Raw genomic sequence first — 17,432 nt, forward strand, 5'->3', positions numbered from 1 at the left:
AGTGTGAGAAACCAAGAAATTATTATACAAGGTGCCCGAGCAAATAACTTAAAAAATATAAGTCTAAAAATTCCGAGAGATAAGCTTGTTGTAATGACAGGCTTGTCTGGCTCCGGAAAGTCCTCTTTAGCATTCGATACGATTTATGCGGAAGGTCAAAGACGTTATGTAGAGTCACTATCTGCATATGCACGCCAGTTTTTAGGCCAAATGGATAAACCAGATGTAGACGTGATAGAGGGACTATCACCAGCTATTTCTATTGATCAGAAAACGACAAGTAAAAACCCACGATCTACCGTTGCTACTGTTACAGAAATATATGATTATATGCGACTATTGTATGCTCGTGTAGGAAAACCGATCTGTCCTAACCATGGAATAGAAATTAGTTCTCAAACGATTGAACAAATGGTCGATCGTTTGAGCGAATACCCGGAAAAAACACGTATGCAAGTATTGGCTCCAATTGTATCTGGAAGAAAAGGTACGCATGTAAAACTGTTGGAGGATATGAAAAAACAAGGTTATGTACGGGTAAGAATAGATGGGGAGTTAATCGATTTAGATGATGACATTAATTTAGATAAAAATAAAAAGCATAATATTGAAGTTGTAATCGACCGTATCGTAATGAAAGAAGGCGTTGCTGCTCGCTTGAGTGATTCGCTTGAATCAGCCCTTCGATTGGCTGACGGTAGAGTATTGATTGATGTGATGGAGCACGAGGAAGTATTATTTAGTGAGCACCATGCATGTCCAATCTGTGGGTTTTCAATTGGTGAGTTAGAGCCTCGTATGTTTTCATTCAACAATCCTTTTGGGGCATGTCCTGACTGTGACGGTTTAGGGACGAAATTGGAAGTGGATCCTGATTTAGTAGTACCTGATAAAAGTCTTACATTAAGCGAGGGGGCTATCGTTGCTTGGCAGCCGACGAGTTCTCAGTACTACCCAAAATTATTGGAAGCGGTATGTAAACATTACAAAATTAAAATGAATGTACCGGTAGAAAAATTACCGATAGACCAGTGGAATAAAATAATGTACGGCTCTGGTACAGATAAAATTCGTTTTCGATATGAAAATGAATTTGGACAAGTGAGAGACAGTTCGATTCAATTTGAAGGTGTCTTGGCAAATATTGAAAGACGTTACAAGGATACATCTTCTGACTATATTCGAGAGCAAATGGAAAAGTACATGGGACAACATGATTGTCCTACATGTAAGGGATATCGTTTAAAGGAAGAAACGCTTGCTGTAAAAGTGAATTCCTTACATATCGGTCAACTAACAGAGTTTTCTATTGAAGAAGCAAACAAATTTTTCAACGAGTTAACTTTATCTGAAAAGGATATGCAAATTGCGAAATTAGTCTTAAGAGAAATTAATGAGCGTCTAGGATTTCTAGAAAATGTAGGACTCGATTATTTAACATTAAATCGCGCATCAGGTACATTATCTGGTGGAGAAGCACAACGAATTCGTCTTGCAACACAAATAGGATCTAGACTAACAGGAGTTTTATATATATTGGATGAGCCTTCTATTGGTTTGCATCAGCGAGATAACGACCGCTTAATAGAGACATTAAAAAATATGCGTGATATTGGTAATACGCTTATTGTAGTTGAGCATGACGAAGATACTATGATGGCTGCTGATTATTTAATCGATGTTGGTCCTGGCGCTGGAATCCATGGTGGAGAAATAGTAGCCGCAGGAACACCAGAACAAGTAATGAAAAACAATAAATCACTAACAGGTCAATATTTAAGTGGGAAGAAATTTATCCCTTTACCAACAGAAAGAAGAAAGCCAGATGGACGATACATCAAAATTAAAGGCGCTTCTGAAAATAACTTAAAAAATGTAAATGTGGATATTCCATTAGGCGTATTTGTAGCTGTAACAGGCGTATCAGGTTCAGGAAAAAGTACGCTAGTGAATGAAATTCTTTATAAATCATTAGCGCAAAAGATTAATCGCTCCAAAGTGAAGCCAGGGGCTAATAAGAGTATAGAAGGAATTGAACAATTGGAGAAAGTGATTGATATTGATCAGTCGCCAATCGGACGTACACCAAGGTCAAATCCTGCTACTTATACTGGGGTATTTGATGATATGCGAGATTTATATGCAGCGACTAATGAAGCGAAAGTTAGAGGATATAAAAAAGGTAGATTTAGTTTTAACGTAAAAGGTGGACGTTGTGAAGCCTGTCGTGGAGACGGAATTATCAAGATTGAAATGCACTTTTTGCCTGATGTATATGTACCTTGTGAGGTATGTCATGGAAAACGCTATAACCGTGAAACATTAGAAGTACATTACAAAGGGAAAAATATAGCTGATGTATTGGAAATGACAGTAGAAGATGCTTTAGCATTTTTTGAAAATCATCCAAAGATTAGCCGTAAACTACGTACCATTGTAGACGTAGGCCTTGGTTATATGAAATTAGGTCAACCCGCAACAACATTATCCGGTGGAGAAGCACAACGAGTAAAGCTTGCTTCCGAATTGCATAAACGGTCCAACGGAAAGTCGTTTTATATATTGGATGAACCTACGACTGGGTTACATATCGATGATATCGCCCATCTTCTAGAGGTCCTTCAACGTTTAGTAGAAAATGGTGATACTGTACTTCTTATTGAACATAATTTGGATGTTATTAAAACTGCAGACTATATGATTGATATAGGACCAGAAGGTGGAGATAAAGGAGGGACTATAATAGGTGTTGGTACTCCAGAAAAAATTGCGGAAACTAAAGGATCCTACACAGGTAAATATTTAAAGACAATCTTGGAACGTGATCGAAAAAGAATGGATGAAGTAGTATCCAAGGCATCTAAAAAGAAAAAAGAGACTGTTAAATCCAATTGAAACCTTTTTTTCCCTGATTCGTATTAGGTAGAGTACAGACTTTTAACTTAAAAGGAGGCCATTCACAATGCAAGAAGAACGTAAACGTATTTTAGATATGGTTGAAAATGGTACTATCACTGCCCAGGAAGCTTTAGGGCTTTTAGAGGTACTTGGCAAACAATCAGCTCCAGAAGTAAAAGCAGAATCTCAACATCAGGGTTATGAACATAGTAGAACGCAGCAAAAGCAACAAAATACCGATTTCTTTGAAGATTTAAAGAGAGATTTTAACGTAATGGGAGAACGTTTCATGCAGTTCATGCAAGGAACAGTTGAAAAAATTAAAGATATTGATTTTGAAATGCCTTTCGGTGAGCCTGTTGTATTTCAAGAAAAATTAGTGCTTGAACAAGCTCAGTTCGATGATATATCCATTGATATTGCGAATGGTAAAATCGATATTTACCCAACAGAAGAAGAAACTACACATGCGGACGTGACCGTTAAGTCCTATAAGAACTCTTCAGAGGAAGAAGCCAAAAATCGTTTTCAGAACGATTTTCTGTTTAAGACAGAAGGAAATAAATTGCGTATATATAGTGATATGAAAACGACTTCTGTTCAAATTTCCTTATTTGTACCTAAAAAAACTTACAATGATATTTCGGCACGTTTATTTAATGGAGAATTTAGTGCGAAGAGTCTTGAAGTAAAAACACTTAAAGTGAAAACGACTAACGGAAAAGTAAATCTTGACGCTATACAGATTGGTAAAGCAGATATTGAAACAGTAAATGGTTCCGTACAAGTTCAAAACATCGAGGGTGAATCAGTAGAGGTCGAGACAATAAATGGCCGTATTTATGTAGACGGAAAATTGAAGGAGCTCGAAGGTTCTTCTGTCAGTGGACATGTTATTTTAACAACGAAGGATAAGGATGCCCGTAAAATCGAAGGCTCTGCAGTTGCAGGTACTGTCGAATTATATGTTAGAAAAGATGTGTCTTTAAAAGGAGAAGTTACTTCTCAATTAGGAAAAATAGATGTCCAACTATTAGATGTGACGCAATTGAACCAATCAGAGCAATTGTTAAATAAGAAAGTTGGATTTACGAAAATAGTAGACTCCGAAGCAGATCCGCTCAGAGTATATGGAGATGCAAAAACAGGAACAATCCTTGTACGCTATACAGTAGAAGGTGAATAAAAGAAAAAGCTGACAGAAGAATTCATTTCTTCCGTCAGCTTTTTTTGCTTATTCTGTCTTGTTTTAGTACCGTGCTACAAAACTTTTTGATAAGGAAACACATGAATATTCAATTTGATTCACGGCACTTTCTGATTGCTTAGCACACTAAGAACTATATGCACCTGACGCTTCGCTTTCGGTGCAGAAAACATTTGCTATTCCGGCTGGAAGCGCCGCCTTCCACTACAATTAACTATTATCCGCACTTCAATTAGAAAACCATCATGCCATTAATAGAGCAAGTTTTTATCACTTATGTTCTTTCAATTAGTATTTATAGAAAATCGTTGAAAAAGGCGACACTCCTGCGGGAATAGCGTTAGCCGAAGACCCCGCAGTTGAGGGGAAGGCAATCTAAGTTCGCCGCATCCTGCTCCTGCGCAAAGCTCGTCGCAAAAGAACTTTTGCGGCAACGATTGCATGACCAACATCGTGTTGGCCTAGGAGGCTAAGGCAACGCCCGCGGAAAGGGAGCCGTTTCAACGATTTTCTTATTAATCGGATGACATTATTTGGACAAAAAGCGAGCATGTGAACGAAATGTCGTTTCACACCGGAAAGGAGCGATAAGTTTAGGAAAACCAAATATTTCCTGTATAGAAAAATTCGAGTTTGTCTACAGTCTGAACTCGCCCTCCTAAATGGGACCTTGCAATATTTTATTTCCAACGAAGAATTGCAAAGGCAATTGCTTTTGCGCAAAGTATTCTATATGTCCTAGATTGAAGTAAGGCTGCTTCTATTTTATTTGTCATAAAACCACATTCGACTAATACTGCAGGCATTTTTGTATCGCGTAGTACTGCAAAATCAGCTTGTTTTACTCCACGGTTTTTACCTTTTGTAATAGAACATAAAGCATCCTGAATAGACTTTGCGAGTAACTTAGATTGTGCGGAAGCTTTTGAATACGTGAATGTTTCAATGCCGCTTGTGTTATTCCATGTAGATCCAAACGCATTAGCATGTATAGAAATAAATGCGTCCACTTCCAGCTTATTGGCAAGTGTTGTCCTTTCGTATAGGGGTATATCTAAATTACCAGGATGACTTACTAAAACGATCACCCCGCAATTCTTTAATTCATCCTTTAAGAATCCTACAACTGCATTATTAAATTCGAATTCCTTCATTTTCCCATCTGGTGTGCGTTTTCCGAGAGTTTCTGGCCCATGTCCTGCATCTAGCATGATTTTCAACATTAAAATCTCTCCCTTCTTATAATAAATAGAAGATGAAAAGATAAATGGATACTATTAAATAGAGTAATCATGCTAAAATAAGAACTATGTGAGAAATAGTAGCGAGAAAGGGGACTCAATATATGCCACATGTGACGACAAAGGACGTAAAAGAAAAGTTTAACCTCACATTAATTAGTGGAGAAGAAGGTATGGGGCGGCATATTGCATTAAGTGATATATCAAGACCTGGAATTGAAATAGCAGGTTATTTTACACATTACCCATCTAATCGCATTCAACTATTAGGAAAAACAGAAGTTTCCTTTTTTCAGTTATTAGAACCAAATGAAAAAGAAGAGCGTATGAGGAAACTTTGTGCTCCTGATACACCGGCAATCATCGTTTCACATGGTATGGAAGTTCCCGAAGAATTAATAGTAGCTTCCAATAAAAATTCTGTTCCTGTACTAACGACTAGTATGGCGACAACTCGATTTTCGAGTATACTAACTAACTTCTTAGAAAGCATGCTTGCACCAACTACAGCAGTTCATGGCGTATTAGTTGATATATACGGGGTCGGCGTGTTGATCACTGGGAAAAGTGGTGTCGGGAAAAGTGAGACAGCACTTGAACTCGTGAAGAGAGGGCACCGATTAGTTGCGGATGATTGTGTGGAAATTAGACAAGAAAGTGAAGATACGCTAGTTGGTAGTGCACCAAAATTAATTGAGCATCTTCTAGAAATACGAGGTATAGGCATTATTGATATTATGACTATGTTCGGGGCTAGTGCAATTCGTACATATAAACGTATTACATTAGTAATTGAATTAGATTTATGGGATGCTGAAAAAACGTATGAGCGACTTGGACTTGAAGAAGATAAAATGGAAATATTTGATACAGCTATTACAAAGCTGACCGTACCAGTTCGACCAGGTCGAAACTTGGCAGTAATAATTGAAGTAGCGGCGATGAACCACCGTTTAAAACGAATGGGTGTCAATGCTGCAGAAGATTTTGCGAAACGATTAGATGATGTAATTAGCCAAAATGGAGAAAATGAATATTAATATAACGATTGAAAGGAGTTTCATATGAATTTATTACAAGCTATTGATCCAGTAGCTTTTTCACTCGGACCGTTGGAAGTAAGATGGTACGGAGTGATTATTGCATTGGGAATTATACTAGCGTTTATAGTAGCACAGCGTGAAATGGTGAAGCGTGGTTTTCATCCAGAGTACTTAACGGATTTATTGATTTGGGCTGTACCTTTAGCAATTGTGGGGGCAAGAATATACTATGTAATATTTAAATGGGATTTTTATAGTCAAAATCCGGAAAAAATTATTCAAATTTGGAATGGTGGTATAGCAATTCATGGCGCTTTAATCGCTTCTTTTTTAACTGCTTATTTTTTTACGAAAAAAAGAGGCACCTCTTTTTGGAAGCTTACAGACGTTGTAGCTCCTAGTTTATTAATAGGTCAAGCAGTTGGACGTTGGGGTAACTTTATGAATCAAGAGGCACATGGAGGAGAAGTAACAAGAACATTTTTAGAAAACTTGATGCTACCTAACTGGATAATAGAGCAAATGTACATAGATGGTAAATATTATCATCCGACATTTTTATATGAATCCGTCTGGAACATTATTGGAGTTATTATATTAATTTCACTTCGTAAAGTAAATTTACGTCGTGGAGAAATATTCTTATTATATATCATCTGGTATTCTGTAGGTCGTTTCTTTATTGAGGGTATGAGAACGGATAGCCTTTATTTAATTGGAGATTTGAGAACTGCTCAAGTCGTTTCACTACTAGGTATTATCATAGCATTAATTTTACTTGTTTATAGAAGAATTACTGTTAAGCCTGTGGTGCATTATTTAGATAAGTAAGGAAAGAAGGAAGAGGATTGGAAACTTTAAAAAGGGGTTTTTTAGCTGGGCTTAAAACTACTTGGACTTTGAGTAAAATAATATTTCCTATCACATTATTTGTAGTCATATTGCAATACACACCTATTTTCCCTTGGATCATCCAGGTTATTTCTCCATTTATGGAGCTTATTGGTTTAAGAGGAGAGGCAGCAATCCCTTTAGTTTTGGGAAATGGGCTTAATCTATATGCTGCAATTGGTGGGATTCTTTCATTAGAACTTACTGTAAAAGAAGTATTTATATTAGCCACAATGCTTTCTTTCTCCCACAATATTTTTATCGAAACGGGTGTAGCTCTTCGGGTGGGAGTAAAGCTGTGGATTGTATTAGTTGTTCGATTTGGATTAGCGATTCTCTCTGCTGTCATTATTAATTTGGTATGGCAAGGAGGCGGAGAAATCGCTAAATATGGCATAACAACTGCTACTCAGCAAATACCAGATGGCTGGTTAGAAATAGCGATTTTAGGTATACAAAAAGCGACGTTTGGTGTCTTGCAATTGGCGATAATTGTCATACCGTTAATGGTTATTATTCAGTTTTTAAAGGAAAAGGGTTATTTACAAAAATTCTCAGAAGTGATAGGTCCTTTCACAAAAATAATTGGCTTAAAACCAAATGCCTCACTAACTTTAGTTATAGGATTAGTTATGGGATTAGCAATTGGAGCAGGTGTAATGATTCAAGCTGTAAAAGAAGATGGTGTAAGTAAAAAGGATGCAACAATTGCATTTATCTTCTTAGTTGCTTGTCATGCTGTGATTGAAGATACATTAATCTTTATTCCTTTAGGAATTCCGATACTACCATTATTTTTGATTCGAATTATGACAGCATTTGTCTTGACGATTATTGTTGCATACTTATGGAATAAGGCGGAGCAGACAAAACAAAAGGAAGTGGCAACACCATCATGAGAAGTCCTTATAAAGCCTTACTATTCGATTTTGATGGAACACTACTAAATACAAATGAACTTATAATAGAAACTTTTTTACATGTTTTAGGAGATAAATTTCCTGGGAAATATAATAGAGAAAGTGTTTTGCCTTTTTTAGGGCCTCCTTTAGCAGAAACTTTTAATACAATTGACCCTAATTTAACGGAAGCACTTATTGAAGCGTACAGATCATGGAATATACAAATGCATGATCAAATGGCTGTTCCTTTTGATGGGGTTGTAGATACACTATATAAGTTGAAAGAGGAAGGTTACAAATTAGCTGTCGTGTCGACAAAAAGACGAGTTATGATTGATAAAGGCATTAAGCTTATGCAATGTGAAAATCTTTTCGACACAATTGTAGGTATAGATGATGTTAAACAGCCAAAACCAGATCCTGAACCAATTGAACTGGCCCTTAAGAAACTAAATGTAAAAAAAGAGGATGCACTGATGATTGGTGACAATTTACATGACATAGTTGGAGGACAAAGGGCTGGAGTTGATACTGCAGCAGTTGCATGGTCCTTAAAAGGAGAAGCCTTTTTAGCTACTTTTCTACCTACCTATATGTTACATCATATAAATGATTTGCTTATAATTGCAAAGGGGCAAACAGTATGAGAAAGACTGAAAGGTATCCTGTGAGTGGTGCAAATTCCTTGTGGCATGTGTACGATACTGTCCCATTTTGGAAAGTTGTTAAAAATTTTATTTTTATCCAAGCAGCAAGGTATTCACCATTTTTAAGTTGGAAAAACTTCTTTTATCGCACTTTTTTAAAGATGAAAGTTGGTAATGAAACATCTTTTGCATTAATGGTTATGGTGGATGTAATGTTTCCGGAGCGAATTAAAGTTGGTGATAACTCTATCATTGGGTATAATACGACAATTTTAGCACATGAATATTTAATAGACGAATATCGTATTGGTGATGTTATTATTGGCAATCGAGTGTTGATTGGTGCCAATTCTACGATTTTGCCTGGTGTGACAATTGGTGATGATGCCATCGTATCGGCTGCGACGCTTGTAAATAGTGATGTGCCAGAAGGTTGCTTTGTTGGAGGAAATCCTATGCGGATTATTTATACGAAAGAAGAAATGCAGGAACGCAATAGATGATATAGAAAAGCTATTCTAATTAGACAGTAAGCTCTAGTTGAATGGCTTTTTTTTTATATATAAAAAGGCTCTCGTATGTTGACGAAAGGATAAAAATAAGATAAAATTTAAAATAATTTATCGTATTAGTACTCTAGTGTATTAAAGTGAATTTAGGAGTGAACTACATGAGTAAGATTCAAATGTTTGAGAAACCTTTAGGGATGAGAGATTCATTTCCTGAAGTGAATGAACAAAAAGAATATATACGGTCAACTGCGAGAGATTTTATACGAAACAAAGGATATGACTTTATAAAAACGCCATCAGTGGAGTATTTTGAGACGATAGGAAGAGCATCTGCCATTGATGAATCCTCTCTTTTTAAATTAGTAGACAATCAAGGGGAAATGCTTGTATTACGGCCAGATATGACGACTCCGATTGCGAGAATCGCGGCTGCTAAACTATTAAAGGAAAAAAATCCATTACGATTGGCTTACTATGCTAATGTATTTCGCGCTCAACAAAGAGAAGGTGGTAGACCTGCAGAATTTGAACAATTAGGGCTTGAGTTAATCGGTGATTTTAGTGCATACGGAGATAGCGAAATCATACATACAGCAGTTGAACTTGTGAAAGAACTTGGTGTGGAGAGCTTTCGTATTACTATTGGACACGCAGGATTGTTAACTGCAATTTTAAGGAATAATACTCATACAGAAAAACAAGTAGATTCCTTGCGACAACTATTAGTTGAAAAGAATTTTGTAGGCTTTGAACAGAAGTTAGAGGAGCTAGAGTTAAAACAAATACAAAAAGAGAATCTTACGAACTTGATTGAGTATACGGTCAAATCAAAAGCATTAGAGGAGTTTCGACAATTTTTAACAAATGATCAACAGTACTTGATGGATCAAGTAGATCAACTTCGAGATTTACTAGAGTTACAATTATGTGATACTTCCATTGCATCCTTTGATTTTACACTAGCAAGTCACATGAGTTATTACACGGGTATGCTTTTTGAGATTCATGCTGCAGGAAGTGGATTTCCTATTGGTAATGGTGGAAGATACGATGCATTATTTAATCTTTTTAATGAAAAAGTTGGTGCTACTGGGTTTGGAATTAGAGTAGATAGACTTTTAGAGGTACTGCCTAGAAATGAGTTAAAAGAAAAGCATACGTTGATCTTATTTCAAGAGGGACTTTATAGAAAAGCTAGTGAACTTGCAGAAGAACGAAGAAAAAAAGCAGAAAGAGTAACGCTTCAATATATGGCAAGTGTAAATGATATAGATGCCTATAAAAAGACATTTGATGATGTTATTACTGTCTCAGAAGGTGGTTCTTTACGTGAATGATTTAACAATTGCAATGCCAAAAGGACGCATATTTGAAGAAGCATATAAATTATTTGTAGAAGCAGGATTCAATTTACCGAAAGAAATAAATGATTCTAGAAAGTTGATCGTAGAAGCGCCTAAGGAAAATATAAAATTTATATTAGCAAAACCAATGGATGTTCCGGTTTATGTGGAGCATGGGGTTGCAGACATCGGAATTGCTGGAAAAGATGTACTATTAGAACAACAACGAGATGTCCATGAATTGCTTGATTTATATATAAGTAATTGCTATATAGCAACTGCAGGACTTCCTAGCACTTATATGAACGAAATTGCTCCGAGAGTAGCCACGAAATACCCAACAATAGCAACGAACTTTTATAAAGAAAAAGGGGAGCAAGTGGAAATTATTGAGCTTAATGGTTCTATTGAGTTAGCTCCAATGATAGGTTTAGCAGATCGAATTGTGGATATAGTATCTACTGGTCAAACGTTAAAAGAAAATGGGCTCGTAGAATATGAAAAAATTGTCGACATCTCTTCTCGATTAATTGTTAATCCCGTTAGCTATCGAGTGAAACGGGAAAGAATTAAAGAGTTCGTTTCACAATTAAAAAATGAATTAAACAAAAGGTAGGGAATGTTATGCAAATAGCAAAGCTTTCGAATACAATTTCGCTACAACGATCAGTGGAACAGGCGAATGCAGATCATGTAACTACAGTTCGTGAAGTAATTGAACAGGTCCGGAAAAATGGAGACAAAGCTCTATTTAACTATACCGAGAAATGGGACGGGGCAAAGCTTACGAGCCTAAGAGTAACTAAAGAAGAGGTTGAGGAAGCGTTTGCTAGTTTTGATTCGCAGTTAATAACAGATTTAGAGGAAGCAGCAGTAAATATTCGTGCTTTCCATTTGCAACAAGTCCGTCAAAATATTGACTTTCCATTAGAGAAGAAATCTTATATACAATATAAAATTACACCATTAGATGCAGTTGGATTATATGTACCTGGTGGCACTGCTGCTTATCCATCATCTGTTTTAATGAATGCGATACCAGCGATTGTTGCAGGAGTCAAACGAGTGGTAATCGTTTCACCGCCATCAAAAGAAGGGAAGCTTCCTGCTTCTGTACTAGTTGCTGCAAAGATAGCTGGGATAAAGGAAATATATAAGGTCGGTGGAGCTCAAGCAATTGCTGCTCTAGCATATGGAACGGAAAGCATCCAAGCAGTAGATAAAATTACTGGCCCAGGGAACAGTTATGTTGCACTTGCAAAAAGAGAAGTATTCGGAAAAGTAGCGATTGATATGATTGCAGGACCGAGTGAAATAGCGATTATTGCCGATGAGACAGCTTTTGCAGATGAAGTAGCTTCTGATTTGTTAGCACAAGCGGAGCATGACCGATTTGCCAGTGCGGTTTTAGTTACAACGAGTGAAAAACTTGCAAGAGAAGTGGCGGATGAAGTAGAAATACAGTTAAAACAATTACCTCGAGAAGAAATTGCGAGATCGTCTATCGAAAATTTTGGTCGTATTTATATTGCAGAATCATTGGCACAGGCGGTAGACGCTGTTAACGAGCTTGCTCCGGAGCATTTAGAAATAATGACGCAACATCCAGAAGATATAAGTGACCAAATTAAGCATGCTGGTGCAATATTTGTTGGAAGATTTAGTAGTGAGCCCGTTGGTGATTATTTCGCTGGAACGAACCATGTACTTCCTACTAATAGTACTGCGAGATTCTCTAGTGGGCTTTGCGTAGATGATTTTATTAAGAAAACAAGCGTTGTATATTATTCAGAGGAAATGTGGCAGGAGCAATACCCTAAAATTGCTCGTTTAGCAAGAATGGAGCAATTGGAAGGTCATGCACGATCGGTAGAATCAAGAAGTTGGGAAAAGGGGGATTCAAATTGACGAATGATAGAATTGCTAAAATTGAGCGAATGACGAATGAAACAAAAGTTTTTGTTGAAATAGATTTAGATGGAGAAGGAAAAGCAGTAATTGATACTGGTGTTCCTTTTATGGATCATATGCTTGATTTGTTTACAAAACACGGGCTATTCAATACAACTATAAAAGCGATTGGCGATACACATATTGATGATCACCATACGACAGAGGATATTGGAATTGTACTGGGCCAGGCGGTTAAAGAAGCATTAGGTGATAAAAAAAGTATTAAAAGATATGGAAATGCTTTTGTTCCAATGGATGATGCTTTGGCACAAGTAGTAATTGATATCTCCAACCGTCCGCATTTAGAATTCCGTGCACAATTCCCAACACAAAAAGTCGGAAATTTTGATACAGAGCTTGTGCATGAGTTCTTATGGAAGTTTGCATTGGAAGCACGTATGAATGTCCATGTCATTGTCCACTATGGTGCAAATACTCATCATATGATTGAAGCAATCTTTAAAGCACTAGCTCGTGCCATTGACGACGCAATCACAAAGGATGAGCGTGTAAAAGGCGTTCCTTCCACGAAAGGATTACTTACATAAGAATAGCGCAAGGCGCCTAAAAAGGAGATATGAGCATGACATCCATTCAAGTGTACCCAGCGATTGATATGAAAGGCGGAAAATGTGTCCGCTTATATCAAGGGGATTATGAGCAAGAAACTATATATGGAGATTCTCCATTCGATATGGCTAAAAAGTTTGCAGACGAAGGAGCAAGCTGGATTCATTTGGTAGATTTAGATGGTGCGAAGGATGGCGAAAAGATACATGCTAATGAAGTCATTCGGATTGCAAAAGAACTCCCGGTGAGTGTTCAAATTGGCGGAGGGATTCGATCGAAAGAGGATGTTCAATTTTATTTAGAAAAAGGGGTTAACCGTGTCATTATTGGTAGTCTAGCGATTGCACAACCTGAACTAGTAGCGGAATTACTGGAAGAATTCGGTGGAGACAGAATTGTATTAGGCTTAGATGCAAAAGATGGAATGGTAGCAACACACGGATGGCTAGAAACCTCTTCTAAATCTGCTGTGGAAGTAGGACAGTATTTTGCTTCTAAAGGGGCTAAACATGTTATTTTCACTGATATTGCAACAGATGGAACACTTCTAGGACCAAATTTAGCTGCAAACAAAGAGCTTGCACAGGCAACAGGTCTTTCAGTAATTGTTTCGGGAGGTATAAGTTCGCTTAAAGATCTTGGAGAAGTCGCAAGGCTTGCAAAAGATACAACCGTGAGCGGGGTCATTACAGGTAAAGCGTTATACAATAATCGCTTTACTCTAACGGAAGCATTGCAGGAGGTTACAAAGTGGTAAAGAAAATTATTCCTTGTCTAGATGTGAAAGATGGACGAGTTGTCAAAGGCATTCAATTTGTTCAATTAAGAGATGCAGGAGATCCTGTAGAGCTAGCAGCTTTTTATGATAAGGAAGGGGCAGATGAGCTAGTATTTCTAGATATTTCTGCTTCTGTTGAAGGACGCGAAACAATGATTGATGTCGTGAAAAAAACGGCTTCTCAAATTTCTATTCCCTTAATTGTTGGAGGGGGAATAAGAACGGTAGAAAATATGAAGCAATTAGTAGAGGCTGGAGCAAGTAAAATTTCCATTAACTCAGCAGCAATTAGCAATCCATCTGTAATTACAGATGGGGCAAAAACATTTGGTTCCAATAAAATTATTGTAGCGATCGATGTAAAGTGGTCTGATGCCGTTCAAGAGTGGTTTGTCTACACTCACGGGGGTCAACAAAAAACAGATTGGAAAGCAGTAGACTGGGCCAAAGAAGTAGAAAAACGTGGTGCTGGAGAGATTTTACTTACGAGTATGGATCGTGATGGAGAAAAGGATGGATATGATATTGCCATCACAAAGCTGGTGAAGGACGCTGTATCGATTCCTGTCATTGCTAGCGGTGGAGCTGGGAATGTGGAACATATATTAGCAGCGTTTAAAGAAGCAAATGCTGATGCTGCACTAGCAGCTTCCATCTTTCATTTTAAAGAAACTAGTGTACGAGAAGTAAAAAACTACGTTCGTGAAAGAGGAGTAGATGTAAAATGACAAACTTAACATTTGAAGAAAAGGGTCTTATTCCAGTTATTGTTCAACATGCTATTACAAGAGAAGTTTTAACCCTTGCTTACATGAATGAAGAGGCATATTCAAAAACAGTGGAAACAAAGGAAACTTGGTTCTTTAGTAGAAGTAGACAAGAATTATGGCATAAAGGGGAAACTTCCGGTAATACGCAACAAGTTGTTTCTATTCGTTCGGATTGCGATTCAGATGCTTTAGTAGTAGAAGTGTTGCCTAATGGTCCTGCTTGTCATACTGGAGAAAATACTTGCTTCCATAATACTTTAGAAAAACTGGACGATACGGTTGGATACAATGTTATTACATCCTTAATTGATATCATTGCGGAAAGAGAACAAACGATGCCAGAGGGTGCATACACTACTTATTTATTTGAAAAAGGCGTAGACAAAATTTGTAAAAAGGTTGGAGAAGAATCTTCGGAAGTCATCATTGCGTCCAAAAACAATGATGCAGAGGAATTAAAGTGGGAAGCTGCAGATCTTCTTTATCACTTACTTGTTTTATTACAAAATCAAAAAGTGAGCTTCTACGATTTACTACAAGTGCTACAAAAGAGACATGAGAGTAAGAAACAAAAGTAACCAGATGTTTACAAACGCTCACATTCTTCGTTACGTTCACATAGATGTTAGCTCATTTAACTAAACATTCCATTCGCTTCTAGTGCAGGTTCTGGTTCACACGAGGTAAATCATGACCGGGATGACGCTTATGATAAATTCATCAAGTAGTAGTTTTTGTAATTAATATAAAACACATAAATAATAGATGTTTATGATATACTGAGGGATATACTAATAAGGGACGGTGTATACAAGTTCCTTTAGATTGAAGACAAAAGGTAGCTAGCTAATTGACCTCGTTAATAAGGTAGCATTTTATTGGTTTGGAGAAGAATCCGCTCGACTCCTGCGGGAAAAGCGAGACAGGCGAGACCCTGCAGGAGCGTAGCGACGAAGCGGCTCGGCGCTCGCCCGCGGAAAGCGAGTGGTAAGATTCGGAAAACCAGATCTATCTTCTATATTAAGTTTGTCTACAGTCTGAAGGGACGTTTTATACGTTCCTTATTATTTTTCGGAGGTTATCTTGAATAAAAAACGTAAAAAGGATTTAAAAGAAAATATTATTTCGTTTTTGCCAACTGGCGATTACTACTATAAAAAAGCATTAGGTGAACTTCAAAAAGAACAATATAATAAAGCACATAAATATTTGAAAAGAGCAGTTGAGTTAAGTCCAAATGACGCATCTATATTATTGCAATACGCAATACTACAAATGGAATTAGATAATTTCGATAAGGCACATGAACTTTTAAGAGAAGCTAATGTGCTTAACCCAACGGAGCCAGAAATTGTCTTCCTCCTTGCAGAAGTAAATGCCCATTTAGGAAACTTTGTGGATGCAAATCGTTTTGCTAGAGAATATTTAGAAATGGATATTCAAGGTGAATATACAGAAGAAGCAATGGAGATTGTGGATTTTACGGAACAAGATAACTTAGAGCTACTAGATGTCGACAGTCCTTCTAGTGAAGCCCTTTTTCAACAAGAAAAATCCCGCCGATTGATGGAAGAAGGAAAGTTTAATGAAGCGGTAGAATTACTTGAATCGATTATTACCGATAATCCAGAGTTTTGGGCAGCGTATAATAATTTAGCATTAGCTTATTTTTATATTGGGGAAGAGGAACAAGCAAAAGCTTTGCTCCATCAGGTATTAACTGAAAATAGAGGGAATATTCATGCGCTTTGTAACTTGGCAGTCATCCATTATTATGAAAAAAATACGGAGGAATTAGAAGGAATTACAAATATTCTTTCGAAAATAAATCCTTATTTTGTGGAGCATCGATATAAGCTAGGGGCTACTTTTGCGTTAATTGGAAAGTATGACGAAGCTTATAAATGGTTAAGAAGTTTACAGCGTAAGGGTTTCGAAGGAGATCCAGGGTTTTATTTTTGGCTTTCGCATTCTGCATATTTTGCTGGACATGAGGAAGTTGCCCGAAATGCATGGAAAGCCTTACTAAAGTTAGATCCAGAAAAAGCAGGATTTGAACCTTGGTTGCCTCAGATGAAGGATATAAATAGTGATGGTTCAGAACATCAAAGAGAGTTTATTTTGGAAAAACTTCAAAATAAACATGTAAGTGAACGCATTTTTGGTTTTTATCTACTGGGAAAATCAAAGCATCGCCAAGAAATAATATCTCATCCCCAATGGATTAAAGTAGAAGAATTGACGACGATGGAAAAATTGTTCTTGGCACAATCATTAGGACATTCTTTTGATGAAAAATCGGTTGCTGAAAAAGCATTTATGCGAGCGATTGCTGCAACTGATTTATTGTATGAAAAATATAAACCTCTTACTCAGACTGCTACGTACATATTTCAAATGTGGTTCGTGTTAGTTGAACGAGCTCTTGAAAAAGGTTATGGGTTTAAAAACCCTAAAGCGTTGGCAGCTGCAACGGAATATATGTTTGAATCTTCACGTTCTAAAAATGTGACAAAAAAGTATTATGCTGATCAGTATGGAATAACAACTAACACACTAACAAAGTATGTGAATGAATTAATGCAATTTCTACCGCTTTTTGATGCTTAAGCAAAAAAGTTGAAGTAAGTTGAGAATTCCTTTAGATTGAGTGTTAGTAGAATTGTAGGGGGAATTA

The 17,432-nt window shown here is 37.0% G+C and carries 16 protein-coding genes; 15 read left to right on the plus strand and 1 reads right to left on the minus strand.

The window, feature by feature from the left end:
* Window positions 1-3: 3 nt before the first annotated feature.
* Both uvrA and AN959_RS17190 read left to right on the plus strand, forming a co-directional pair.
* Window positions 4-2,895 carry an excinuclease ABC subunit UvrA gene (gene uvrA / locus AN959_RS17185; RefSeq protein ID WP_056832565.1) on the plus strand — a complete coding sequence of 964 codons (2,892 nt, stop codon included), beginning with the start codon at window positions 4-6 and terminating at the stop codon, window positions 2,893-2,895.
* A 67-nt stretch (window positions 2,896-2,962) separates the two neighbouring features.
* Window positions 2,963-4,084: a DUF4097 family beta strand repeat-containing protein gene (locus tag AN959_RS17190; protein WP_053588408.1), complete on the plus strand. Its 1,122-nt coding sequence runs from the start codon at window positions 2,963-2,965 to the stop codon at window positions 4,082-4,084.
* A gap of 701 nt (window positions 4,085-4,785) precedes the next feature.
* On the opposite strand, the gene AN959_RS17195 is transcribed toward AN959_RS17190, so the two are convergent.
* Window positions 4,786-5,328, minus strand: a complete 543-nt coding sequence (locus AN959_RS17195; RefSeq protein WP_056832567.1) for an N-acetylmuramoyl-L-alanine amidase — start codon at window positions 5,326-5,328, stop codon at window positions 4,786-4,788.
* A gap of 122 nt (window positions 5,329-5,450) precedes the next feature.
* Here AN959_RS17195 and hprK point away from each other — a divergent pair, with 122 nt between their 5' ends.
* The 13 genes from hprK (at window position 5,451) to AN959_RS17260 (ending at window position 17,365) form a co-directional block, all read left to right on the plus strand.
* Window positions 5,451-6,386: an HPr(Ser) kinase/phosphatase gene (gene hprK, locus AN959_RS17200; protein WP_056832569.1), complete on the plus strand. Its 936-nt coding sequence runs from the start codon at window positions 5,451-5,453 to the stop codon at window positions 6,384-6,386.
* Between the two features lie 24 nt (window positions 6,387-6,410).
* Window positions 6,411-7,220 carry a prolipoprotein diacylglyceryl transferase gene (gene lgt, locus AN959_RS17205; RefSeq protein WP_056832571.1) on the plus strand — a complete coding sequence of 270 codons (810 nt, stop codon included), beginning with the start codon at window positions 6,411-6,413 and terminating at the stop codon, window positions 7,218-7,220.
* A gap of 17 nt (window positions 7,221-7,237) precedes the next feature.
* On the plus strand, window positions 7,238-8,179 hold the full coding sequence (locus tag AN959_RS17210) for a nucleoside recognition domain-containing protein (protein ID WP_056832573.1): 942 nt from the start codon (window positions 7,238-7,240) through the stop codon (window positions 8,177-8,179).
* Window positions 8,176-8,829 (plus strand): pyrophosphatase PpaX, encoded by a 654-nt coding sequence (gene ppaX, locus AN959_RS17215; protein ID WP_056832574.1) that lies wholly within the window; start codon window positions 8,176-8,178, stop codon window positions 8,827-8,829. The genes AN959_RS17210 and ppaX overlap by 4 nt, the downstream gene beginning before the upstream one ends.
* On the plus strand, window positions 8,826-9,332 hold the full coding sequence (locus AN959_RS17220) for a DapH/DapD/GlmU-related protein (RefSeq protein WP_056832576.1): 507 nt from the start codon (window positions 8,826-8,828) through the stop codon (window positions 9,330-9,332). Before ppaX ends, AN959_RS17220 begins: the two co-directional genes overlap by 4 nt.
* A gap of 167 nt (window positions 9,333-9,499) precedes the next feature.
* Window positions 9,500-10,678 (plus strand): ATP phosphoribosyltransferase regulatory subunit, encoded by a 1,179-nt coding sequence (locus AN959_RS17225; protein ID WP_056832578.1) that lies wholly within the window; start codon window positions 9,500-9,502, stop codon window positions 10,676-10,678.
* Complete coding sequence (gene hisG, locus AN959_RS17230; protein WP_056832579.1) at window positions 10,671-11,300, plus strand: ATP phosphoribosyltransferase; 630 nt, start codon at window positions 10,671-10,673, stop codon at window positions 11,298-11,300. Before AN959_RS17225 ends, hisG begins: the two co-directional genes overlap by 8 nt.
* An 8-nt stretch (window positions 11,301-11,308) precedes the next feature.
* Window positions 11,309-12,592 (plus strand): histidinol dehydrogenase, encoded by a 1,284-nt coding sequence (hisD, locus tag AN959_RS17235; protein WP_056832581.1) that lies wholly within the window; start codon window positions 11,309-11,311, stop codon window positions 12,590-12,592.
* Window positions 12,589-13,185, plus strand: coding sequence for an imidazoleglycerol-phosphate dehydratase HisB (gene hisB, locus AN959_RS17240; RefSeq protein WP_256363935.1), 597 nt, complete (start codon window positions 12,589-12,591; stop codon window positions 13,183-13,185). The genes hisD and hisB overlap by 4 nt, the downstream gene beginning before the upstream one ends.
* Before the next feature lie 35 nt (window positions 13,186-13,220).
* Entirely contained in the window at window positions 13,221-13,964 is a 744-nt protein-coding gene (hisA, locus tag AN959_RS17245; RefSeq protein WP_056832583.1) for a 1-(5-phosphoribosyl)-5-[(5-phosphoribosylamino)methylideneamino]imidazole-4-carboxamide isomerase, read from the plus strand.
* Complete coding sequence (hisF, locus tag AN959_RS17250; RefSeq protein WP_056832585.1) at window positions 13,958-14,713, plus strand: imidazole glycerol phosphate synthase subunit HisF; 756 nt, start codon at window positions 13,958-13,960, stop codon at window positions 14,711-14,713. The genes hisA and hisF overlap by 7 nt, the downstream gene beginning before the upstream one ends.
* Complete coding sequence (hisIE, locus tag AN959_RS17255; RefSeq protein WP_056832587.1) at window positions 14,710-15,333, plus strand: bifunctional phosphoribosyl-AMP cyclohydrolase/phosphoribosyl-ATP diphosphatase HisIE; 624 nt, start codon at window positions 14,710-14,712, stop codon at window positions 15,331-15,333. The genes hisF and hisIE overlap by 4 nt, the downstream gene beginning before the upstream one ends.
* 505 nt (window positions 15,334-15,838) lie before the next feature.
* Complete coding sequence (locus tag AN959_RS17260; RefSeq protein WP_056832589.1) at window positions 15,839-17,365, plus strand: lipopolysaccharide assembly protein LapB; 1,527 nt, start codon at window positions 15,839-15,841, stop codon at window positions 17,363-17,365.
* The last annotated feature ends 67 nt before the right edge of the window (window positions 17,366-17,432 follow it).

The organism is Psychrobacillus sp. FJAT-21963 (assembly GCF_001420585.1).
Taxonomy (GTDB): domain Bacteria; phylum Bacillota; class Bacilli; order Bacillales_A; family Planococcaceae; genus Psychrobacillus.